This window comes from Sphingomonas abaci (assembly GCF_014199625.1).
In the GTDB taxonomy this organism is placed as follows: domain Bacteria; phylum Pseudomonadota; class Alphaproteobacteria; order Sphingomonadales; family Sphingomonadaceae; genus Sphingomonas; species Sphingomonas abaci.
In genome coordinates this window covers 141274-162652 of the sequence record NZ_JACHNY010000004.1, presented here as the reverse complement: position 1 = coordinate 162652, position 21379 = coordinate 141274, and the positions used below count along the sequence as shown (strand labels likewise).

The 21379-nt window shown below is 71.2% G+C and carries 24 protein-coding genes; 14 read left to right on the top strand and 10 right to left on the bottom strand.

What is annotated here, in order from left to right:
* Positions 1–14: 14 nt before the first annotated feature.
* Genes GGQ96_RS10915 through flgB form a run of 3 tightly spaced genes read right to left on the bottom strand, consistent with a single transcriptional unit; the run spans position 15 to position 1456 of the window.
* Positions 15–698, bottom strand: coding sequence for a flagellar hook assembly protein FlgD (locus GGQ96_RS10915; protein ID WP_184114538.1), 684 nt, complete (start codon positions 696–698; stop codon positions 15–17).
* A gap of 2 nt (positions 699–700) precedes the next feature.
* Positions 701–1108 (bottom strand): flagellar basal body rod protein FlgC, encoded by a 408-nt coding sequence (gene flgC, locus GGQ96_RS10910; protein WP_184114537.1) that lies wholly within the window; start codon positions 1106–1108, stop codon positions 701–703.
* Positions 1109–1111: 3 nt separating this feature from the next.
* The gene (gene flgB, locus GGQ96_RS10905) at positions 1112–1456 is read right to left on the bottom strand and encodes a flagellar basal body rod protein FlgB (RefSeq protein WP_343059008.1); all 345 of its coding nucleotides are present in this window, start codon (positions 1454–1456) and stop codon (positions 1112–1114) included.
* Between the two features lie 354 nt (positions 1457–1810).
* Between flgB and GGQ96_RS10900 the strand changes: the two genes are divergently transcribed.
* The 6 genes from GGQ96_RS10900 (at position 1811) to GGQ96_RS10875 (ending at position 5631) form a co-directional block, all read left to right on the top strand.
* Positions 1811–2443, top strand: coding sequence for a MotA/TolQ/ExbB proton channel family protein (locus GGQ96_RS10900; RefSeq protein ID WP_246360435.1), 633 nt, complete (start codon positions 1811–1813; stop codon positions 2441–2443).
* A complete protein-coding gene (locus tag GGQ96_RS10895; RefSeq protein ID WP_184114530.1) occupies positions 2440–2931 on the top strand; it encodes a flagellar motor protein MotB in 492 nt (163 codons plus the stop codon). Before GGQ96_RS10900 ends, GGQ96_RS10895 begins: the two co-directional genes overlap by 4 nt.
* Positions 2928–3437 carry a flagella basal body P-ring formation protein FlgA gene (locus GGQ96_RS10890; protein ID WP_184114528.1) on the top strand — a complete coding sequence of 170 codons (510 nt, stop codon included), beginning with the start codon at positions 2928–2930 and terminating at the stop codon, positions 3435–3437. The genes GGQ96_RS10895 and GGQ96_RS10890 overlap by 4 nt, the downstream gene beginning before the upstream one ends.
* 70 nt (positions 3438–3507) lie before the next feature.
* A complete protein-coding gene (gene flgM / locus GGQ96_RS10885) occupies positions 3508–3804 on the top strand; it encodes a flagellar biosynthesis anti-sigma factor FlgM (protein ID WP_184114526.1) in 297 nt (98 codons plus the stop codon).
* Positions 3791–4096: a flagellar protein FlgN gene (locus tag GGQ96_RS10880; protein WP_184114524.1), complete on the top strand. Its 306-nt coding sequence runs from the start codon at positions 3791–3793 to the stop codon at positions 4094–4096. The genes flgM and GGQ96_RS10880 overlap by 14 nt, the downstream gene beginning before the upstream one ends.
* Positions 4097–4170: 74 nt before the next feature.
* Complete coding sequence (locus GGQ96_RS10875; protein WP_184114521.1) at positions 4171–5631, top strand: hypothetical protein; 1461 nt, start codon at positions 4171–4173, stop codon at positions 5629–5631.
* Here GGQ96_RS10875 and GGQ96_RS10870 read toward each other — a convergent pair.
* Positions 5579–6214, bottom strand: a complete 636-nt coding sequence (locus tag GGQ96_RS10870) for a DedA family protein (protein ID WP_184114519.1) — start codon at positions 6212–6214, stop codon at positions 5579–5581. The two genes, GGQ96_RS10875 and GGQ96_RS10870, sit on opposite strands and share 53 nt — an antisense overlap.
* Before the next feature lie 100 nt (positions 6215–6314).
* Here GGQ96_RS10870 and GGQ96_RS10865 point away from each other — a divergent pair, with 100 nt between their 5' ends.
* Positions 6315–7112 (top strand): aldo/keto reductase, encoded by a 798-nt coding sequence (locus GGQ96_RS10865; protein WP_184114517.1) that lies wholly within the window; start codon positions 6315–6317, stop codon positions 7110–7112.
* 7 nt (positions 7113–7119) lie between these two features.
* Here the strand turns inward: GGQ96_RS10865 and GGQ96_RS10860 are convergent, their stop codons facing one another.
* Both GGQ96_RS10860 and GGQ96_RS10855 read right to left on the bottom strand, forming a co-directional pair.
* Complete coding sequence (locus GGQ96_RS10860) at positions 7120–7677, bottom strand: hypothetical protein (RefSeq protein ID WP_184114515.1); 558 nt, start codon at positions 7675–7677, stop codon at positions 7120–7122.
* A 143-nt stretch (positions 7678–7820) separates the two neighbouring features.
* The gene (locus GGQ96_RS10855; RefSeq protein WP_184114513.1) at positions 7821–9230 is read right to left on the bottom strand and encodes a UdgX family uracil-DNA binding protein; all 1410 of its coding nucleotides are present in this window, start codon (positions 9228–9230) and stop codon (positions 7821–7823) included.
* Positions 9231–9345: 115 nt separating this feature from the next.
* On the opposite strand from GGQ96_RS10855, the gene GGQ96_RS10850 reads away from it, so the two are divergent.
* Together GGQ96_RS10850 and GGQ96_RS10845 are read left to right on the top strand one after the other, a co-directional pair.
* Positions 9346–12732, top strand: a complete 3387-nt coding sequence (locus GGQ96_RS10850; protein WP_184114511.1) for a chromosome segregation SMC family protein — start codon at positions 9346–9348, stop codon at positions 12730–12732.
* Positions 12733–12965: 233 nt separating this feature from the next.
* Positions 12966–14216, top strand: a complete 1251-nt coding sequence (locus tag GGQ96_RS10845) for a putative DNA modification/repair radical SAM protein (RefSeq protein WP_184114509.1) — start codon at positions 12966–12968, stop codon at positions 14214–14216.
* Between the two features lie 144 nt (positions 14217–14360).
* On the opposite strand, the gene GGQ96_RS10840 is transcribed toward GGQ96_RS10845, so the two are convergent.
* The 3 genes from GGQ96_RS10840 to GGQ96_RS10830 are packed head-to-tail and all read right to left on the bottom strand — an operon-like array spanning position 14361 to position 16363.
* Positions 14361–15101: a thioredoxin domain-containing protein gene (locus tag GGQ96_RS10840; RefSeq protein WP_184114507.1), complete on the bottom strand. Its 741-nt coding sequence runs from the start codon at positions 15099–15101 to the stop codon at positions 14361–14363.
* A gap of 15 nt (positions 15102–15116) precedes the next feature.
* Entirely contained in the window at positions 15117–15794 is a 678-nt protein-coding gene (locus GGQ96_RS10835) for a DsbA family protein (RefSeq protein ID WP_184114505.1), read from the bottom strand.
* Entirely contained in the window at positions 15794–16363 is a 570-nt protein-coding gene (locus tag GGQ96_RS10830; RefSeq protein WP_246360433.1) for a DUF721 domain-containing protein, read from the bottom strand. The genes GGQ96_RS10835 and GGQ96_RS10830 overlap by 1 nt, the downstream gene beginning before the upstream one ends.
* A gap of 26 nt (positions 16364–16389) precedes the next feature.
* On the opposite strand from GGQ96_RS10830, the gene GGQ96_RS10825 reads away from it, so the two are divergent.
* From GGQ96_RS10825 to GGQ96_RS21425, 4 genes are read left to right on the top strand one after another with little or no spacing between them, the layout of a single operon-like run.
* Positions 16390–17445, top strand: coding sequence for an A/G-specific adenine glycosylase (locus GGQ96_RS10825; RefSeq protein ID WP_343059007.1), 1056 nt, complete (start codon positions 16390–16392; stop codon positions 17443–17445).
* Entirely contained in the window at positions 17445–18737 is a 1293-nt protein-coding gene (locus tag GGQ96_RS10820; protein WP_425506701.1) for a serine hydrolase domain-containing protein, read from the top strand. The genes GGQ96_RS10825 and GGQ96_RS10820 overlap by 1 nt, the downstream gene beginning before the upstream one ends.
* The gene (gene nudC, locus GGQ96_RS10815) at positions 18734–19606 is read left to right on the top strand and encodes an NAD(+) diphosphatase (RefSeq protein WP_184114501.1); all 873 of its coding nucleotides are present in this window, start codon (positions 18734–18736) and stop codon (positions 19604–19606) included. Before GGQ96_RS10820 ends, nudC begins: the two co-directional genes overlap by 4 nt.
* A gap of 54 nt (positions 19607–19660) precedes the next feature.
* Positions 19661–20332 carry a PEPxxWA-CTERM sorting domain-containing protein gene (locus GGQ96_RS21425; RefSeq protein ID WP_246360431.1) on the top strand — a complete coding sequence of 224 codons (672 nt, stop codon included), beginning with the start codon at positions 19661–19663 and terminating at the stop codon, positions 20330–20332.
* Between the two features lie 30 nt (positions 20333–20362).
* Here GGQ96_RS21425 and GGQ96_RS10805 read toward each other — a convergent pair whose 3' ends face one another.
* Positions 20363–20992: a DNA-3-methyladenine glycosylase family protein gene (locus tag GGQ96_RS10805; protein WP_184114499.1), complete on the bottom strand. Its 630-nt coding sequence runs from the start codon at positions 20990–20992 to the stop codon at positions 20363–20365.
* A 60-nt stretch (positions 20993–21052) separates the two neighbouring features.
* On the opposite strand from GGQ96_RS10805, the gene GGQ96_RS10800 reads away from it, so the two are divergent.
* Positions 21053–21370, top strand: coding sequence for a 2Fe-2S iron-sulfur cluster-binding protein (locus GGQ96_RS10800; protein ID WP_184115076.1), 318 nt, complete (start codon positions 21053–21055; stop codon positions 21368–21370).
* Positions 21371–21379 lie beyond the last annotated feature (9 nt).

The window sequence follows — 21379 nt, the reverse complement described above, 5'->3', positions numbered from 1 at the left end:
CCTGGAAAAGGGGCTCAGCCGATCTGGCGAACGGCGCTGACGGGGACTTCGCCGAGACCGGGAAGCGTGAGGACGGTGGCGCCGCTGGTGGTCGAGACCGACCCGACCGGCGCCCAGACGAGGTTGGTGGCGGGGACGGTCTTGCCCGCGGACTGGGCAGCGACGGTGACGGTGAAGGGGCCGCTGCCGGCTTCCTCGCCACCCTGGGTCTTGCCGTCCCAGTCATAGGTGACGGTGCCCTTGGCCTGCGCACCCAGGTCCATCTGCTTCAGCACGTTGCCGCTCTGGTCGGCGATGCTGACGGTGACGCGCGAGGCGGCGTCGCCCAGCTCGACCGCGCCGGTCAGCCCGCCGCCGGTGCGGCCATAGGCTGTGGTGCCGGGCGTCTGCACCGTCTTGCCGATATAGGCCATGGCGTCCGACGCGGTGGTCGCGCCCAACTTGTCCTGGATCGCCTTCAGCGTCGTCGACATCTCCGAAATGCCGGCGAGCGACGAGAATTGCGCCATCTGCGCGACCATCTGGGTATTGTCGACCGGGTTGAACGGGTCCTGGTTCTGCATCTGCGCGGTCATCAGCTTCAGGAAGTCCGATTGGCCGAGCGCGGTGGAGGCGGAGGACTTGACCGTCGCGGCAGTGTTGCTGCGCGAGATGCCGAGGCCGGCGAGGGTGGAATCGAAAGCGGTGGAGGTCGTCATCATCAGCGCCCGAGCTTGAGGGTGTCGATGATCAGCGACTTGGCGGTCTGCATCACCTCGACATTGTTCTGGTAGCTGCGCGCGGTCTCCATCATGTCGACCAGCTCGCGCGATTCGTCGACCGCCGCGTCGAAGACGTTGCCGTCCTTGTCGGCCATCGGGTTGGCGGGATCGTAACGCTTGGTCGGCGCCTCGCCCGCGGTCACCACCTTCTCGACATCCACGGTCGCCATGCCGCTGGCGGCGTCGAAGCTGGTGCGGAACACCGGCTTCATCGTGCGATAGGCCGCCTCGGCGGAGCCGGCGGCGTTGCCGACATTGGCCAGGTTCGACGCGGTGGTGTTCATGCGAAGGAGCTGCGCCGACATGGCGCGGCCCGACACCTGGAAGATGGAAAGCGGGTTGGCCATGGCTCAGTCGCCCTTCAGCGCGCGGGTGATCTGCGAGATGCGGCCGTTCAGGAAGGACAGGGTCGTCTGATACTGGACGGCATTCTCGGCGAAGGCGGTCTGTTCCTCGTTCAGCTCGACCGTGTTGCCGTCCATCGAGGTCTGGAGCGGCACGCGATATTTCGTCGCGGTCGCGACCGCGCCCTGGTTGCCGCCTTCCAGCGACGACAGCGCCGCGCCGAAATCGATGTCGCGTGCCTTGAAGCCGGGGGTGGAGGCGTTGGCGATGTTCGACGCCAGCACGCCCATGCGTTGCGACCGTATCTGGAGCGCGGCTCCATGCACGCCGAACAAAGTATCTGCTGCCACACTGGCCTCCCTGGACGCCCGGATTGGCGTTCGGACGGTGATAAGCAATGGCCGTGCCATTTTGAGGAAGTTGCCGCTTTTTTCCGTCTCGTCCCCCGGCGAAGGCGGGGGGGTGCAGGTGGCCAGGTGGCGGGAACAGGGCGCTGCGCGTCGTCACTGACCTCCCCCCACTGGTCCCGGGCCTTCGTAGGGGAACGATGGGGGGAAAGGTTTCCGCCCCCGCCGGCAGGAATTTGCCGGTGGGCGGCAATCGGCGGGGTGGCGGCATTGCCGGCCGGCAGGCAAGCCACTGCCAGGACATTGGAAATCCCGCTTGGCCCGATCCTTGCTCAACCTCCCGCGATGGAATTCGCGATGTTCTTCGATCCGATCGCGCTGGCGATCGTCGGCGGCGGCACGACGCTGGCCGCCCTGCTGCGCACGCCCCTGCGCGACGCCGCCCGCGCGATGCGCGCGCTCGCTACGCTCGCCCGCGCGCCCTTCGATGCGGAGCCGTTGCTCCAGCAGGTCGCGGCGCTGTCGCGGATCGCGCGGCGGCACGGGGTGATGGCGCTCGACCGGTCGGTGCTGACCGACCCGGACGTCGCCGCCGCCGTCGCCGCGATCGTCGACGGCGCGGAGGGCGAGACGGTCGCGCTGCTGATCGCCGATCGCCGCCGCACCCGGGCCGAGCGGCACTGCGCCGCGGCGGAATTCTGGGCGACGGCGGCCGAGGCGGCGCCGGCGATGGGCATGGTCGGCACGCTGATCGGCCTGGCCCGCATGTTCGCCGCGATGGACGATGTCGCGACGATCGGGGCGGGCATGGCGGTGGCGCTGCTCGCCACGCTCTACGGCGCGGTGCTGGCGAATCTGGTGCTGCAACCGATCGCCGGCCGGCTGCGCGGCGCGGCGCGGTCCGAGGCGTTCGAACGATCGCGGCTGGAAGCGCCGCTGGTCGCGCTCGCCCGGCGCGAGGCGCCGCTGGCGCTGGCGAGCGTCGCATGACCGACTTTCCGGAACGCGTGCCCGGCCGGCCGCTCTGGCTGGTGACGCTGGCCGACCTGGCGCTGCTGCTGCTCGGCTTCTTCGTGCTGCTCCAGGCGGGCAAGGTCGATTCCACCCGGCTGGCGCAGGGCGTCCGCGCCGGCTTCTCCGCCGAGGCGCCGCCGCTGCCCGTCGCGGCGATGCGGATCGACGGCTTCGCGCCCGGCTCGGCGGCGGTGCCCGGCGACCTGCGCGATCCCGGCCCCTGGGCGCGCGCGGCGCTGGCCGATCCGCGCGTGTCGATCACCGTCACCGGCGGGGCGGGGGCGACCGTCACGGATGTCGATCCCGCGACCGGTTCGCCCGCGATCCTGGCCGCCGACCGCGCCCGCGCCGTCGCGGCGCGGGTCGCCCCGCTCGATCCCGCCCGCGTGTCGGTCGCCACCGCGACCGGCCCCGCCGTCGTCACCCTCACGCTCGCCTTCACCGGCGAAAGGACCCGCCCATGATCGTTCCGCTGCTGCTCGCCGCCGCCACCCCCGGCTTCCAAGATATCGCCGCGCTCGACCGCGCGGTCGCCGGCTTCACCGGCCATGCGCTGGGCGAGGAGGGTGGCGCGCGCACCCCGATCGACGCGCGTCTGAGGCTGCGCGCCTGCCCGATGGCGGCGATCGCCTGGCGCAGCGAAGCGCATGATGCGGTGACGATCTCGTGCACCGGCCCCGATTGGCGGCTGTTCGTGCCGGTGCGCCGCAGCGTGCCGCCGGCAACGGCGGCCGCCGCCACCGCGCCGCGCGCCGCGCTGCCGGTCAAGGCGGAACCGGTGATCCGGCGCGGCGATCCGGTGGTGATCGAGGCGGGGTCGGCGGGTTTCGCGATCAGCCGCGAAGGCGTGGCGATGGCCGATGCCGCGCCGGGCGCCCGCTTCCTGGTGCGGGTGGAGGACGCCAAGGCGCCCGTCCAGGCGATGGCGGTCGCCGCCGGGCATGCGACGCTGCCCGGCTGGGAGGACTGAATCTTTTTGCTAAAGCCGGCGCGCAACCAGCCGTTTCCTGGCGTGTCGGTGCAACCCGAAAGGCTGGGACATGGTGGACTCGATTGGTTGGAAGGCAGGTGGCGTCTCGCGGATCACCGCGCCCGTCCCCATCGCGCCCGTGGCGAAGCCGGCGGCGGGCGCATCGTCCGAACCCATGGCGGCCCCGGTCGCCACCGAGTCGACGCGGCTCGCCAAGTCGCTGGCCGCCGCGCCGCCGGTCGATACCGACCGCGTCGCCCAGATCCGCAAGGCGATCGCGGACGGCAAGTTCCCGCTATCGCCCTCGACCATCGCCGATCGGCTGATCGCGCTCAAGCTGGAGTGGAAGTCCAATGACCAGGCGTGACGCGCTCGTCCGGGTGATCGAGGCGCTCCATTCGGAGATCGCCGCGCTGAAGGCGAACGACGCGCGCGGGCTGGAGCGCGCGACCGCCGACAAGCTGTCCGGCATCGACGCGGTCGCCGCCGCCGGCCATGGCCCGGCCGGCACCGACTTGCGCGAACTGGCCGAGGAGGCGCATCGGTTGAACGAGACGTGCCGGATCTATGTGAATCTGATGGCGGCCAATACCCGCCGCCGTCTGCAGGGACTGACCGGCGACGCCTTCACCGGCCACCGCATGTCCGCCTTCGCCTGAAGCGGGGCGGCGGCTTTACCCCGGCGGGAGACGGGGAAAGCCACTTCGCCCGGTGAACGGCGAAGGAATGCGGCATGGCGGATCGGGAAACGACGGCGCCGCGCGGCACAAGGGCGCTGCTGTTCGCGCTGATCTGGCTGTCGGTCGCGTGGTTCGGCTCTTGGGAGCTCAATCCCAACAATGCCACGCGGATGTTCGCCGCACTCAGCCTGGTCGAGCAGGGCGACGCGACGATCGACGAATATGCGCCGCTGACGATCGACAAGGCGACGTTCGGCCCGCATACCTATCTCGACAAGGCGCCGGGCATGACGCTGATGGCGCTGCCGGCCGTCGCACTGGTCGACCGGTGGAGCGGGACGACCGCCGCCAGGCAAAACCTGTCCTTCTACGATCCAAACCTCGCCCGATTCCTGCGGCTGCGGATTCGCGTCGCGGTGGTGATGGGACCGGCGCTGCTCACCGCGCTGGCGGCGGTGCTGCTGTTCGACTGGGGCCTGGCGTTGACCGGGCAGGCGGCGGCGGGGCTGGTCGCGGCGCTGGGCTATGCGCTGGGAACGCCGATCTGGGGGTGGTCAGGCACGATCACCGGCCATGCGGCGGTGGCGGCGCTCTATGTGATCGCGGGCTGGAGCCTGTGGCGCGCGACCGCGGCCGGCGAGCGGCGCGGGACCCTGGCCCTGGTCGGCGGCATGGCCCTGGGCTGGGCGGTGGTGATCGAATATCAGGCGGTGCTGGCGGGGGGCGCGATCGCGCTCTGGGCGGCGGCGCGCGCGTGGCCCAGAGCCGATCGCTGGCGGCTGCTCGGTCTCGCAGCGCTGGGCGGGTCGGCGATGCTGGTGCCGCTCTTCCTCTACAACCTGCTCGCCTTCGGGACGCCGTTCCGCATCGCCTATGCGGGGGTGACTGGTTTCGCGGGGATGCGGCAGGGGCTGTTCGGCCTGACCTGGCCCCGGCCCGGGGTGGTGCTGGAAATCCTGGTCGGCGACCGGCGCGGCCTCGTCTGGGTTTCGCCGATCCTGCTCGTGGCGACACTGGGCCTGGCGCGACTGGCGGATGATGCGCGGACACGCGGGGTCGCCGCCCTGGCCGGGGCGGTGGTGGCGATCGTGCTGTTGGTCAACGCGGCCTATTTCTATTGGGACGGCGGCAATTCCACCGGTCCGCGCCATGCCATGCCGGCGATGGGGCTGCTCGCGCTCGGCCTCGCCCCCTTTTGGGCGGCGCAGGGGCGGTGGGGCCGGATCGCGACCGCCGCGCTGCTGGCCCTGTCGATGGCGGTCAACCTGGTGATCGCCGCCGCCGACATCTTCGCGCCGCCCGACTATCGCTGGCCGGTCTGGACCTATGTGATGGAGCAGCGTTTCCGCCCCGGCGCGTTGCAGACCTGGCCCAGCGAGTGGCTGGGCTGGTCGCCATGGAGCGGCCTCTATGCCTATCTCGCGGTGGCGCTGCCGCTGCTGGCGGCGTTGGCGTGGCGGGTCAGGCGCGGTTCCGGCGGATGCCCCGCACCCGGTGCCAGACATAGAGGCTGACCGCCGCGACCAGCACCAGCCCGATGGCGAGGTCCGCCTGATGGAACGCCGCCTTCAGGCGCGGGTCGCTGTTCCACTTGTCGCCCAGCGTCATGCCGACCCACGCCAGCCCCAGGCAGAACGGCCAGGAACCGATGAAGGTATAGAGGTGGAACGGGATCAGCGGCATGCGTGCGACCCCGGCCGGAAAGGCGATGAAGGTGCGGATCACCGGCAGCAACCGGCCGATCAGCACCGCCGCGGGGCCCCAGCGGCGGAAGAAGCGATCGGCCGCGTCCAGCTCGTCCGCGCCGATCAGCAGGTACCGCCCCCAGCGCTCCGCGACCGGCCGGCCGCCGCGCTTGCCGACCTCATAGGCGACGATCGACCCCAGATTGCACCCGATCGCCCCTGCCGTCGCGGCCAGGAACAGGTCGAACCGACCGGTCGACACCAGGTAGCCGGCAAACGGCATGATGAGTTCGGACGGGAGCGGGATGCACGCGCTCTCGATCGCCATCAGCAGCGCGATGCCCAGATAGCCGCCGCCCGAGATCACCGCGATGACGAACGCGGCGAGCGTCCCCAAAATCTTTTCGACCATGACGCGCCGCTTGGCCGAGCGCGCCCAAGGGGTCAATCGGCATCGAGCCGGGAAGGGGACGGTCGGGAACCGCCCGTCCGGCCCGCGGGTTGGCGCGACCATGACCGATCTGACCCTGAACGATGGCCGCACCATGCCCCAGCTCGGCCTGGGCACGTGGCAGATTCCCGATCCCCAGGCGGCGGCGATCGTCCGCAAGGGCATCGACCTGGGCTATCGCCTGGTCGACACCGCCGCCTTCTATGGCAATGAGCGCGGAGTCGGCGACGGCGTGAAGGCCAGCGACATATGGGTCACCACCAAATTGTGGAACGACCGGCAGGACGATGTCGAGGCTGCGCTGGACGAGAGCCTGGCGCTGCTCGGCCGCGACTCGGTCGACCTCTATCTGATGCACTGGCCGGTGCCGGCAGCGGGCCTGTATGTCGAGGCGTGGAAGGCGATGGTGCGCCTGCGCGAGGCCGGCAAGGCGCTGTCGATCGGCGTCTCCAACTTCCTGCCCGAGCATCTCGATGCGATCGTCCAGGCGACCGGCGTCATCCCGGTGGTGAACCAGATCGAGCTGCATCCGACCTTCCAGCAGCGGGATTGCGTCGCCTATCACCAGGCGCATGGCATCGTGACCCAGAGCTGGAGCCCGATCGGGCAGGGCAAGGCGCTGCTCGCCGACCCGCGCATCACCGCCATCGCCGAGCGGTACGGCCGGTCGGCGGCGCAAGTCGTGATCGCCTGGCATCTGGCGAAGGGGTATTCGGTGATCCCCAAGGCATCGAGCGCGGAGCATCTGAGCGACAATCTGGCGGCGGCCGACTGGCAATTGAGCGAGGACGACATCGCCGCGATCGACGGGCTGGACTCGGCCGACGGCCGGCTGGGGCCGGACCCCCGCGAGATGTGAACGTTTGTTACGACGGGCGCGAGGGCGCGGCCGCCAGCGTGTGGAGATAGCGGGCGCGTTCCTCCGACCCGGCGGGCAGGCGGCGCAACGCCGCCATCTCCGACCGGCTTAGCGTGAAGCGATGATAGCCGCGCGACATCAGGCAATAGTCGAGCACGGATTGGAGCTGGTCCACCACGTCGCGATAGGCGGCATGGCGGAACGTCTCGGTATAGGTGGAGGTGCGCAGCAGCGTCCGGCCCGGCGCCACGACGTTCATCACCGCGCGATAGCCGTCCGCGCCGCCCTGATAATCTTGCGTCCCGACCTGCGAACCGGTGTTCAGCCCGGTCACGACGGCAGTGAGCTGGGCATTGTTCAGCGCCGCCAGCGCCGATGCCGTGTGCGGCTTCATGCTCACATCCAGACCATAGGTCTGATTGGCGCATTCCAGCGTATCCTGCCGATAGGCGTCGAAGGAGACGGCCGGCTTCGCCCAGCTGATGTTCGCGGGCTTGGGTCCGGCCTGTACAGGCATTGCCGCAAGCAGCGTGGCGGGGATCAAAAGAAGCCGGAATTGGCGCATCTTACCTGCTCCCGATCGGGGTCGGCGATGGCGTTGCACGAAAAGCCGTGCCGGACCTGCCGTTGACGATCATCACGAACGGGCCTGCCGCGTCAAGGTCCGGATGGACCCAGCACGGCCATCATCCTGCGGGCCGGCCGTCGTCACCCCAACGCCGCCGCCGCCAGCTTCAAGTCTTCCACGAAGCGCGAATATTCGACTTCCGCCTGGGCCGGGTCGGGCAGGCGCAGCAGATAGCTGGGGTGGACGGTGATCCAGGCCGATCCGCCATCCGCCAGCCGTAATTCGCGTCCGCGTTCCTTGCCGATCGTCATCACCCGCCCGAACAGCGATCGCGCCGCCGTCGCGCCTAAGGCGACGGTGACGCGCGGGCGGACCAGCATCTGTTCCTGCTCCACCCACCAGCGGCAAGCGTCGATCTCGCCCGCGCCCGGCTTGGCATGGATGCGGCGCTTGCCGCGCGGCTCGAACTTGAAATGCTTGACCGCATTGGTGACGTAGACCGTCGAACGGTCGATCGCCGCCTCGCCCAGCGCGCGGTCGAACATCTGCCCGGCGGGGCCGACAAAGGGCCGGCCGGCGAGATCCTCCTGGTCGCCGGGCTGCTCGCCGACGAACATCAAGGCGGCATCGACCGGCCCCTCGCCGAACACCGTCTGAGTCGCCGGCTTGTAGAGCGGGCAGCGGGTGCAGCCCGCCGCTTCCTCGCGCAACGCCTCCCAGGCCAGGCGGCGATTGTCGCCGGTGACGCCGCGCCCTTCGGTGCGTGGGGCCGTCTCGATCATGGTCGCCTCCCGTGCCTGCGCGCCGGCCAGCAACTGCGGCACAAGCGCGGTTTCCGGCATGTTCTTCCAATATTTGCGCGGCATCTCCTTCAGCATCGCGCCGACCTTCAACCGGGCGGGGTTGAAGATGCTGCTGTAATAGGTCTTCCACACCTCCTCGGTGGGATCGCCCTCCGGCGCGTCGGCCTTGGTCGCGGGCGGACCCTCGCTGAGCGACTGCCCGTCCCAGTGCAGCGACACCTCCGGCGTCAGGATCGACCAGCGCATCGATGCGAAGCGGTTGACGAAGAAGGCGGCGTTGGCGCGGACGATGTGATGTTCCGGCTCGAACCAGGCGACGAAGCGCGGCGTACCGTCATCGTCCGCCACTTCGCGGAAGCGGAGGAAGGCGCGCATCTTGTGGATGTCGCGGCGCACCCCCTTGGCCATCGTCTCCAGCCGGCGGACCAGGGGGTCGGCCTGGTCCTCGATCAGCCGGGGCTCGCGGCGCAACCGGGTGAGCAGCGTGTAGAGCAGCGAGAAGCGGGCGGGGTCGCTGGCCATCACGACATGGCGTCCCAGGTCGAGGAACGCGCGCGGCACCGAGAAGCCGGCGGGCGCAGCCCCGGCCGGCGGCGGGGTCGGCTCGGCGTTGCCGAACAGGTCGGTCGGCTGCGCTCCCACCTGCCAGACGATCGCGTCCGCGGGCACCTCGGCGGCGGCCAGGTCGCGCGCGGCGGCGCGCCAGGCGTCGAAATCGTCGGGTTCGGGCAGGGTGACAACGCGCATCCGGGGCCTTTGCTCATGCTGACTCGGACAGAATCGCGCGCACGGCCATGAGGTTGCAGCCCGGCGCCGAAAGAAGCGGTCGACGGCCGGCGGCCGATCGGCATAAACCGTCGCCATGCGGATCACCCGCCTTCGCCTGGCCGGCTTCAAGAGCTTCGTCGAACCCGCCGATCTGGTCATCCGCGACGGGCTGACCGGCGTGGTCGGCCCCAATGGCTGCGGCAAGTCGAACCTGCTGGAGGCGCTGCGCTGGGCGATGGGCGAGACCAGCGCCCGCTCGATGCGGGGCGCGGGCATGGAGGACGTGATCTTTGCCGGCACCGCGACCCGGCCACCGCGCGACTTTGCCGAGGTGTCGATCCTGGCGGAGGTCGACGGGCGCGAGACCGAGGTGGTGCGGCGGATCGAGCGTGGCGCGGGTTCCGCCTATCGGATCGACGGGCGCGACGTGCGGGCGCGCGATGTCGGCTTGTTGTTTGCCGATGCCGCGACCGGCGCGCATTCGCCCGCCCTGGTCAGCCAGAACCGGATCGGCGCGGTGATCGCCGCCAAGCCGGCCGAGCGCCGCGCGATGCTGGAGGAGGCGGCCGGGATCGCCGGCCTGCATGTCCGTCGTCGCGAGGCGGAGACGCGGCTGCGCCAGACCGAGGCCAATCTGGAACGGCTGGATGCGCTCCTCGCCGACCAGTCGGCCCGCGCCACCGTGCTGCGGCGACAGGCGCGGGCGGCCGAGCGCTATCGCCAGCTCTCCGACCGTATCCGCGGGGCGGAGGCGCGGATGATCTTCGCGCGCTGGCGGGCGGCGGCGGCCGAGGCGGAGGCGGCCAAGGCAGCGGCGCGGGCCTGCACGGCCGCGGTCGACGCTTCGGCGGCGGCGGAGCAGGTGGCCGCGACCGCCCAGCACCGTGCCGCGGCCGAATTGGCGACGGCGCGGGCTGCGGCACTGGCGGCGCGCGATCGGGTGACGGAGGCGGCGCACGCGCTGGCGGCGCTGACCGGCGAGCGGCAGGCGGTCGAGCGTCGCATCGCCGACCTCACTTCAGCGACGGCGCGACTGGCGGAGGACCGGGCGCGCGAGGGTTCGCTGGCCAGCGACGCGGCGGCGGCGCTCGCCCGGCTGGCGGCGGAGGGGGAGGCGCTGACCGCCGCGATCGCGGCTGGCGACCATGATGCACCGCGTCGCATTCTCGCGGTGGAGGAAACGGAACGCGCGGCGCGCGATGCGGAAGTGGCGCTGGCGCAGGGCATGAGCCGGCAGGCGGGCGAGCTGGCCGAGGCGCGGGTGGCGCGCGCCGCCGCCGAGGCCGCCGCGATCCGGCTGGCGCGGGTCGAGCGCGAGGCGGTGCAGGCGGCGGCTTCGCTCGCGGCGCTGTCGCGGCCGGAACCGCTGGCGGCGCAGCGTGAGGCGGCCGCTGCCCGCCGCGCCGATGCGATGCAGGTGGCCGAGACGGCGCGCGAGAGACTGGCGGCGGCGGAGGCGGCGGAGCGCGCGGGCATCGCCGACCGCGACGCGGCGGAGACGGCGCGGGCGACGGCGCGCGCCGATCTGGCGGCGCTCGACAGCGAAGTGGCCGCGCTGGAGCGGGCGACCCGGCGCAGCGGCGGGGAGCGGCTGGTCGACCGGCTGGCGCCGGCTCCCGGCTATGAGCGGGCGCTGGGGGCGGCGCTGGGCGACGATCTGGAATCCAGTCCCGAAATGTGGATGCCGACGCCGGTCCAGCCGGGCGATCCGGACCCCGCGCCCGGAACCGAGGCGCTGGCGGACCATGTCGCGGCACCCCTGCTGCTCGCCCGCCGCCTGCGCCAGGTGCTGGTGGCGACCGAGGATGCGGGACAGCCGCTCGCGGTCGGGCAACGGCTGGTGACGCGTGACGGGACCTTGCGCCGCTGGGACGGCTACCGCGCCAGCGGGCAGGGCGCGGCGGCGGCGGAGCGGCTGGAACGGCTGAACCGGCTGACGATCCTGCGCGCCGAGCGGCCGCCGGCGGCGGCGGCGCTCGACCGGGCGACGGCCATGCGGTCGCAGGTGGACGCGGCGATCGAGGCGGCGCGACTGGCGGCGCGCACCGCCCGCGACGCATTGGCCGGCGCCGAGCTGGCGATGCGGGAGGCCGGCCGGGCGGAGGACAGCGCCGCCGCCGCGCTTGACCGCCTGGCCGGGCAGCGCGCCGATGGCGAGCAGCGCGTCGCGCGCATCGCCGGGGACCGGGCGGAGGCGGCGGCGGAACAGGCGGCGGCTGATCGCGCGGTCGCTGCCCTGCCCGATGGACGGGCCATCGCGGCCGAGGTCGAGTCGCTGCGGCAATCGGCGACGCTGCGCCGCACGGCGGTGATGGAGGCGCAGGCCGCGCGCCAGTCGCTCGACCGGCGGCTGGCGGCCGATCGCGACCGGCTGGCGTCGGCGCAAGGCGAAGCGCGCGACTGGCGCACCCGCGCTGGCGAGGCGGCGAAGCGGATCGTCGCGATGGACCGCCGCGCTGCCGAGATCGCAGCGGAGGCCGCGACGCTCGCCGACCGGCCGGCCGCGCTCGAACAGCGGATCGCGACGCTGGCCACCGCGCATGACGGCGACCGCGCGGCCGCAGACCAGCTCGCCACCGCCGAAGCGGCCGCGCAAGCCGCGCTCCACGCGGCGGACGCGGCGCACCGCCAGGCGATCGACCAGCTCGGCACGGCGCGAGAGGCGCGGGCGGCGGCGGCGGCGCGGGTGGAGGCGCAGGAGCAGCGCCGGGTCGAGATCGGCCGCCTGTCGGGCGAGCGCTTCCAATGCCCCGCGCCGGTGCTGCCCGAGCGACTCGGCTTCGCGGGCGTGGAGGTCGGCGATCCGGCGGCCGAGACCCGGGCGCACGAGCGGTTGGTGCAGGAGCGCGAGCGGATCGGCCCGGTCAACCTGGTCGCCGAACGCGAACTCGCCGAGCTGGACGCGGCGGGAGCGAGCGCGGCGGCGGAGCGCGCCGAATTGGGCCAGGCGGTGGCGCGCCTTCGCGGTTCGATCGCGACGCTCAATCGCGAGGGGCGGCAGCGGCTGCGCGCGGCGTTCGAGGCGGTGGACGCGCATTTCCGCCGGCTGTTCGCGACGCTGTTCGATGGCGGCGCGGCGCATCTGGCGCTGGTCGATTCGGACGATCCGCTGGAGGCGGGGCTGGAGATCCTGGCGCAACCGCCCGGCAAGCGGCTGCAATCGCTGACCCTGTTGTCGGGCGGCGAACAGGCGCTGACCGCGGTCGCGCTGATCTTCGCGCTGTTCCTGACCAATCCGGCGCCGATCTGCGTGCTGGACGAGGTCGACGCGCCGTTGGACGACGCGAATATCGATCGGTTCTGCGGGCTGCTCGACCACATGGTCCAGGACACCGACACCCGCTATCTGATCGTCACCCATAATGCCGTGACGATGAGCCGGATGCACCGACTGTTCGGCGTGACGATGGTCGAGCGTGGCGTCAGCCGGCTGGTCTCGGTCGACCTTCAGGCGGCCGAAACGCTGCTCGCCGCCGAATAGGATACATTCGGTTACACTTTCCCGCCCGCCGGACACAGTTTCGCAACATCTGGCTGGCAGAAGGATCGGGTCGCTGCGGTTCTCCCCCTTTTATCCGCGCGACGCATTCCCTGAACTACGGGGCGGCCCCTGCGGTCGCCCCCGTTTTTTGCGCGTCCGTGCCGGTAAAGCAGGTTATCGCGCGCCATGGTCGCGCCTTGCGACCCGCACGGCCAGAACATATTTCGAACGGGATGGCTCAGCTCGACACCCGCGAAAAGCTGGCGATTCTCGCCGATGCCGCCAAATATGATGCGTCCTGCGCCTCGTCCGGCACCGCCAAGCGCAACAGCCGCGACGGCAAGGGGCTGGGTTCGACCGAGGGGATGGGCATCTGCCATGCCTATGCGCCCGATGGCCGCTGCATTTCGCTGCTCAAGATCCTGTTGACCAACAGCTGCATCTTCGACTGCCATTATTGCATCAACCGCAAGTCGTCGAACGTCCGTCGCGCCCGCTTCACCGCGCAGGAGGTCGTGAACCTCACCATCTCCTTCTACAAGCGCAACTATATCGAGGGGCTGTTCCTGTCCTCGGGCATCATCCGCTCGCCCGACTATACGATGGAGCAATTGGTCGAGGTGGCGCGGAGCTTGCGCGAGGATCATCATTTCCGCGGCTATATCCATCTCAAGACGATCCCCGACGCTGATCCCGCGTTGATCCACCAGGCCGGGCTCCATGCCGACCGCGTCTCGATCAATGTCGAGCTGCCGACCGCTGGCGGGCTGAAGCGGCTGGCCCCCGAGAAGGACGGCGCGCGGATCGAAGGCGCGATGGCCGAGGTGAAGGGCGCGATCGCGGACCAGCGTGACGCTGGGAAGAAGTACCGCAATGCGCCGCGCTTCGCGCCCGCCGGGCAGTCGACCCAGATGATCGTCGGCGCGGACGCCGCGACCGATGGCGATATCGTGCTGCGCGCGTCCAAGCTCTACGACCGCTTCTCGCTGCGCCGGGTCTATTATTCGGCGTTCAGCCCGATCCCCGACGCATCGGCGGTGCTGCCGCTGCAGCGCCCGCCGCTGATGCGCGAGCATCGGCTGTACCAGTCGGACTGGCTGATGCGCTTCTACGACTATCAGCCGCACGAGGTGGTCGCGGCGGCCGATGCGGAGACCGGCATGCTGCCGCTCGACATCGACCCCAAGCTGGCCTGGGCGCTGAAGTTCCGCGACCGTTTCCCCGTCGACGTCAACCGCGCCCCGCGCGAGGCGTTGCTGCGCGTGCCGGGGCTGGGGGTGAAGGCGGTCGACGCGATCCTGGCGAGCCGGCGCTGGCGACGGCTGCGGCTGGACGATGTCGCGCGGCTGACCGTGTCGATCGCCAAGCTGCGGCCGTTCCTGATCGCCGAGGACTGGCGACCGGTGGCGCTGGCCGAACGCGCCGACCTGAAGCCGCTGGTCGCGCCGAAGAAGAAACAGCAGCTGGAATTGTTCGCGGCGTAGCGGGCGGGAATAGCGGTTCCAACGGTCCCATTGTTCCCCGGCGGAAACCGGGGCCCAGTTGGCAAGGTGGAGGTAACGGAGCGCCGCGCGTCGTCACCATCGTCCCGCGACCGGGACCCGGCCTTCGCCGGGGAACAGTGGGTCTCAGGCGCCGGCGCGCTTCAGCGCCTTTTCCACGTCGGCCCAGCCGAAGCCGTCGACCTTGGTGCCGTTGATGATCACGGTCGGGGTGCCGGTGACGGTGCCGTCGGCGCCCTTGTCCTGGGTCTGCTTGGTCAGCGCATCGATCCGGGTCATGTCGGACAGGCACTGGCGCGCCTTCGCCTCGGGGATGCCGCGCTGCTTGGCGAAGTCGATGATCCCCATCTGCTCGCCGAGCATCCGGATCGCGTCCTGCGGCTTGGCCGCCTGGATCTGCTCCTGCACCGGCTTGGGCAGCGCCTGGAGCTTGTCGAGGAACGCGTTCTGGTTGGCGTACATCTGCTCCAGCATCGGGAAGAAGGGGGCGGGGCCGCCGCAGCCGCCGATCAGCGCGGGCGGCAGGTCCGACGCGCCGTGGATCAGGAACTCACGGAACTCGAAGCTGACCTTGCCGGGCGCGACATAGGCCTTCATCAGCGGCTCGAACCCCTCGGTCGCCAGCGCGCGACAGGCCGGGCACAGGCGCGAGCCATATTCCACCATCTTGATCGGCGCGTTCGGATTGCCGACGACATAGCCCTCGGGCGTCTTCGACACGACATCGGTCCACTGCTTGCCGGCGGGCGGGGTGACGGCGGCGACGGGGGCGGCCGGCGCGCTATCATTGCTCGCGCCGCTCTGGCCCGAACAGGCGGTCAGCGCGGCAGCAAGGAGGGGGGCGAGCAGAAGAGACGCGAACTTCATGGTGGCTCCTGGCATTTACTGGGCGCCGGCGGCGCGAAGGGCGGGTTCGAGCTGGACCCAGGTGGCGTTGGGGATCAGCTTGCCGTTGATGTAGAAACTGGGCGTGCCGGTGACCTCGGCCGGCACGGCGGCGCTCAGCGCCAGCAGCCGGTCGACCGATTTCTGGTCGGCGAAACAGGCGTTGATCGCGGCCGGCTTCAGCCCGCGCGCGGCGAGGATCGCGGTCAGCCCGGCGGCATCGGCGAGCTGACGCACCGCGACCAGATTGGGCAGCGTCTCCAGCCGCGCGGCATTGGCCTGGGCATAGTCCGCGCCCTTCTTGAACCATTGGTCCTGCGCGGCGAACACCGCCCGGTGCGCGCCCGCGAAGCCGCGCGGACCGGCGCAGCGGGTCAGGATCGCCGCGCCCAGGTCGAGCGGATCGCGCACCAGGTGCCGCACCTCCAGGCTGGTCGAGCCCGAGCGGATCATGCGATTGGCCAGCACCGGCTCCGACTCGGCGCTAAAATGGGCGCAGTGCGGACAGGTATAGCTGGCCCATTCGCGCAGCTTCACGCGCGCGGCCGGGTTGCCGATCACATAGGCGCCGTCCGCGGTCATCGTCGCGGTCGCCGACCAATCGCGTACCGGCGCGGCCCCCGCAAGCGTCAGTGGCAGGGCGAGCAGGGCAAGCGCAAACGGCAGCAGACGCATCAGGACACCCTCGGTAGGCCACGGGTCGCGGCGACCCCGGCGGCAAGCGATTCGAGCACCGCGCGCAGTTCGGGATCGGCGATCGCCTTCAGCCCCTCGCCCATCTCCACCGGCACGGCGCGCGGCTGGAGCGAGACGGGCGCGCGGGCCGCGGGCGGCGCGGCGATCTCGCCCTGGCGGATCGTGACCCGGGCGATCGCGGCATAGCCGAAGAAGCGGTTCACCCGCTCGATGATCTCCGGAATGACATGCTGCATCATCGGCGCATGGGCGCCGCGCACCGTCAGGGTCAGGGTTCCGTCCTGCTTCGCTCCGACCGGAAAGCGGATCGATTCGGGCATCGAGGCGCGCGCCAGCCGCTCCCCGACGATCTCGGGCCAGCGGCTGACGATCGAGGACTGGACGAAGCCGAAGCGGCGGAACGCCGCGCCGCCGATCGCGGGCAGCAATTCGGACACCGCGCGCGAGCGGTTGGACCGTTCGGGCTCCGGCTTAGCCTGCGCGGCCCTGGGGCGCTTGGCGGTTTTCGGGGGAGATCCGGCCTGGGGGGTGCCGGGATGCTTGCTCATGGCGTGTCCCATGCCATAGGCGGGCGGTGAACGCCAAGCGCTCTTCGATCGCCGACCGGTTGCTCGACTGGTATGACGCCCATGGCCGCGACCTGCCGTGGCGCGCGAAACGGGGCGAGGCGCCCGACCCCTACCGGGTCTGGCTGTCGGAGGTGATGCTCCAGCAGACGACCGTGGCGGCGGTCGCCCCGCGCTTTCGCGAGTGGACCGAACGCTGGCCCAGCGTCGACGCGCTGGCCGCCGCACCCGACGAGGCGATCATGGCCGCCTGGGCGGGGCTGGGCTATTACGCCCGCGCGCGCAACCTGGTGAAGGCGGCGCGCGCGGTGGCGGCGGCGGGCGGCTTCCCGCGCACCGAGGCGGGGCTGCTCGAACTGCCGGGGCTGGGAGCCTATACGGCGGCGGCGGTGGCGGCGATCGCGTTCGGCGAGCGCGCGGTGGTGGTCGACGCCAATGTCGAGCGGGTCGTGGCGCGTCTGTTCGCGATCCAGACCCCGCTGCCGGCGGCGCGCCCGGCGATCCGGGCGGCGACCGACCGGATCACGCCGGACACGCGCGCCGGCGACTTCGCGCAAGCCATGATGGACCTGGGCGCGACGCTCTGCACGGTGCGCAAGCCGCGCTGCCTGCTCTGCCCGTTGCGCGAATCCTGTACGGCCTATGCGGAGGGCGATCCGGCGCGGCTTCCGGTCAAGGCCGCGAAGAAGGCCAAGCCGCGCCGCCATGGCACCATATTCTGGCTGGAACGGCGGGAGGGCGCGCGGTCGGTGTGGCTGGTGCGACGGCCCGACAAGGGACTGTTGGGGGGCATGCGCGCGCTGCCGACCGGACCCTGGGTCGATGCATCGCCCGCGCTGGCGGCGGCGCCCGCCGCGATCAACTGGCGGATGCTAGGCGGCCAGGTGGAGCATGGCTTCACCCATTTCAATCTGACGCTGGCGCTTGCGGTCGGGCGCGGCGAGGCGCAGGGCGAGGGCGAATGGTGGCCGGTCGCCGACCTCGCCGCCGCCGGGCTGCCGACGCTGTTCGCCAAGGCGGCGCGGGCCGTGCTGGGCGAGGACGAGGATGGGAGCATGACGTGATGCGGATGATGCGCCTGTCGCCCCTGCTGCTGACGCTCGCCGCGCCGGTCGCGGCGCAGACCGCGCCCGCCCCCCGGCCGCTGCTCGTCGAGACGCAGACCTTGTTCGACTCCTATGTGCGGGAGGGCCGGATGCCGGGGATCGTCGGTGCGTTCGGGCGCGGCGACTCGCCCACCGTCTTCGTGCCGGCGGGGCGGATCGCCGAGGCGGCCGATTCGCCCGCCGCCGGCCCCGATACGCTCTGGCGCATCTATTCGATGACCAAGCCGATCACCGGCATGGCGGTGATGCTGCTGGTCGAGGAGGGGCGGATCGGGCTGGACGATCCGGTCGCCCGGTACATCCCCGCCTTCGCGCATATGCGGGTGCTGACCCATCCCGACACCAGCCTGGATTCGGTGCCAGCGACGCGGCCGATCACCATCCGCCAGCTCCTGACCCACACATCGGGCCTGGGCTATTCGATCAACGCTCGGGGACCGCTGCTGCGCGAATATGAGCGGCTGGGCCTGGTGCCGCTGGCGATCAATGCGGCGGCCGAGGCGGCGATGCGCCGCGCCCGCCCGGCGACGCTCGCCGCCTTCGCCGACCGGGTCGCCACGGTGCCGCTGATCGCCGAGCCGGGGACACGGTGGCATTATTCGATCGGGCTCGACGTGCTGGGCCGGGTGATCGAGGTGGCGAGCGGAATGCCGTTCGACCGCTTCCTCCAGACCCGGTTCTTCACGCCATTGAAGATGGATTCGACCGCCTTCACCGTGCCGGCGAAGGATGCCGGCCGGCTGGCGACCAATTACGCCGTGCTGGGCCGGACCCTGGCGCCGCTCGATCCGGGCCAGAGATCCGTATTCCTGACGCCGCCCAGCTTCCCCTATGGCGGCGCGGGTCTGGTGTCGTCGGCGCGCGATTACGATCGCTTCCTCCACATGCTCCAGAATGGCGGCACGCTGGATGGGGTGCGCGTGATGAAGGCGGAGACGGTGCGAATGGCCATGTCGAACCTGTTGCCGCCGGGCGTCGCGTTCGGCGGCGCGGGGATGGTGACCGGCGACAAGCCCGGCGTGCCCCAGGGCTTCGGCGCGGGCGGATCGGTGCGGCTGGTCGACGAGCCGGGGGGGCCGGGCAAAGGAACGTTCGGCTGGGCCGGGGCGGCGGGATCGATCGGCTGGGTCGATCCGGCATTGGGAATACGAGGAACGGTGATGATCAACGAAATGGGCGGCGACGTGCCGCTGGCGGACCAGGTCGGCGCAGCCTTGCGCCGCGATGCCACGCGGTTGCACGGCGAATGATCGGCTTCACCGGCGGCCTGCTCGACCGCGCCGACCCGATCCGCCACGACGCGGCGCGCTTCGCGGCCGCCATTGCCGATCCGCGTGCGCGGCTGTTGGTGCTGGACGACTACGCGCCCGCGATGGACGGCGAGCGACTCGGCTGGACGACGCTGGGCGAGCACAGCCCGGAGCGGCTGGTGCTGCTGGGGCTGGACGCGGCGGGCGTGCCACATTTCGCTGCCATCACCGACCAGCCGGCGCGCGGCCGCTCGTTCGAGATGATCGCCGCGCTCCACGCGTTGGTGGCGGGGGAGGCGGCCACCTATGCGGCGGCGCGCGCGGTGCTCGACTGGCATGCGCGCCACGGCTACTGCGCCGTTTGCGGCCAGCCGACGACGCCGTTCCGGGCCGGCTGGGGACGACGCTGCCCCAGTTGCGCGACCGAGCATTTTCCGCGCGTCGACCCGGTCGTCATCATGATCGCGGAGCATGATGGCCGCGCCCTGCTCGGCCGCCAGCCCGCCTTCCCGCCCGGCCGCTATTCGGCGCTGGCCGGTTTCCTGGAACCCGGCGAATCGATCGAGGAAGCGGTCGCGCGCGAAGTCGCGGAGGAAGCGGGCGTCGCCGTCACCGACGTCCGCTACGTCGCCAGCCAGCCCTGGCCGTTCCCGTCGTCGCTGATGATCGCCTGCATCGCCACCGCGACCAGCGACCGGCTGGCGATCGACACGACCGAGCTGGAGGATGCGATCTGGGTCCCGCGGGCCGTGGTGCGCGCGGTGCTGGCGGGCGAGCCGGGCCCGTTCGTGCCGCCGCCGCCCTATGCCATCGCGCACAGCCTGCTGACCCGTTGGGCGGAAGAATTGCCAATCGTTCCAGATGGGTAATGGATAATTAACCTTTCTGCTGCATTAACGACTCCAGCAACACGGGAGTCGGACATGACGAAATTCAAGCCCTGGGCGATCGCCGCCATCGGCGCGGTGGCAATGATCGCGCCCGCCACGGCGCAGGCCGCCACCGTCTTCACCGACCGGGCGCAGTTCCTCGCGCTGGGCGGCACGCCGTCCTACACGACCGACTTCTCGCAGGGCACGAATCCGCTTCTGATCTTTCAGGTCGCCGGCGAGGCCGTCGAGCAGATCACGCCTGTTTCGGGCTACGAAGCCGGCCTGATCGGCAGCGTCGACGGCTCCGCCTTCGTCCAGGTGCTGGCGGATGTGGCGATCACCACCGTGTTCAGCTTCACCTCGACGACCCAGGCGCTCGGCTTCGACCTGCGTCCCTATTTCGCGGGGGAGTTGAGCGACGCGGGCGAGACCGTGGGCTTCCTGACCGACACGGGCGAGATGGGCAGCTTCACGCTGAGCAGCCTGAACGAGGTCGGCTTCCTGGGCTTCAGCTTCGACACGCCGATCGAACAGCTCGCCTTCTATCGCCTCGACAATGAGGGCGGCGCGGATGCCAGCACCGCCTTCGGCATCGACAATGTCGTCGGCTATGCCGCAGCCGTGCCCGAGCCGTCGAGCTGGGCGATGATGCTGGTCGGTTTCGCGATGCTGGGCGCGGGCGCCCGCTATCGCCGCCGCAGCGCCACCGTCGCCTACGCCTGAACCCCGTCCACCGCGACGCCGCCGTCCCGTTCAGACGGGAGCGGCGTCCGGGCCGGCGCCATAATGGTGCCAGGTGAAGATCGCCAGCGCGCCGCGATGCGGCCGCCACCCCTCGGCCAGCGTGCGCGTCAGCGCCTCGCTGGGCCGTGCCTCATGGCCCAGGATGCGGCCGATCTCGATCTGCACCGCCAGGTCGCCAGCCGGCCAGATATCGGGCCGCCCCTCCGCGAACAGCAGATAGACCTCGGCCGACCAGCGGCCGATGCCCTTGACCCGGACCAACGCCGCGACCGCCGCCTCGTCGTCCTCGGGCAGATGGGCGAGGTCGAGCCGCCCGCTCGTCACCTCGTCCGCCAGGCTGCGCGCATAGCCGCTCTTCTGCCGCGACAGGCCGGCGGCGCGCAATTCCTCGTCGCTCGCCGCCATCACCCGCGCCGGATCCCCGGCGTCACCGAGCACCTCGTCCAGCCGCCGCCACACCGCATTGGCGGAGGCGACGCTGACCTGCTGCCCGACGATCGTGCGCAGCAGCGTCGCATAGCCGCGCTCGCGAATGCGCGGCTCGGGATAGCCGACCCGCCGGATCGCCGCCGCGATCGCCGGTTCGACCGCGCCCAGCGCATCCAGCCCGGCGCGAAGCTGGTCCGCGCTCAGTCCCATGACGCTTGATCGCCCGCGACGCGGACGCCATGACGGCGGCGAAGATCTGGAGATTGCATGATGCCCACGCTTATCGTCACGACGCGCGAAGGGGAAGAACGCGAACTGGTTGGCGAATCGGGCCTTTCGGTGATGGAAGTGATCCGCGACGGCGGCATCGACGAACTGCTGGCGCTGTGCGGCGGCTGCTGTTCCTGCGCGACCTGCCACGTCCATGTCGACCCCGCCTTCGCCGACCGCCTGCCCAAGATGAGCCCGGACGAGGATGATCTGCTCGACTCGACCAGCGATCGCGACGCGACCTCGCGCCTGTCCTGCCAGATCCCCTTCACCGATGCGCTCGACGGCCTGCGCATCCGCATCGCGGCGGAGGACTGATCGCCTCCG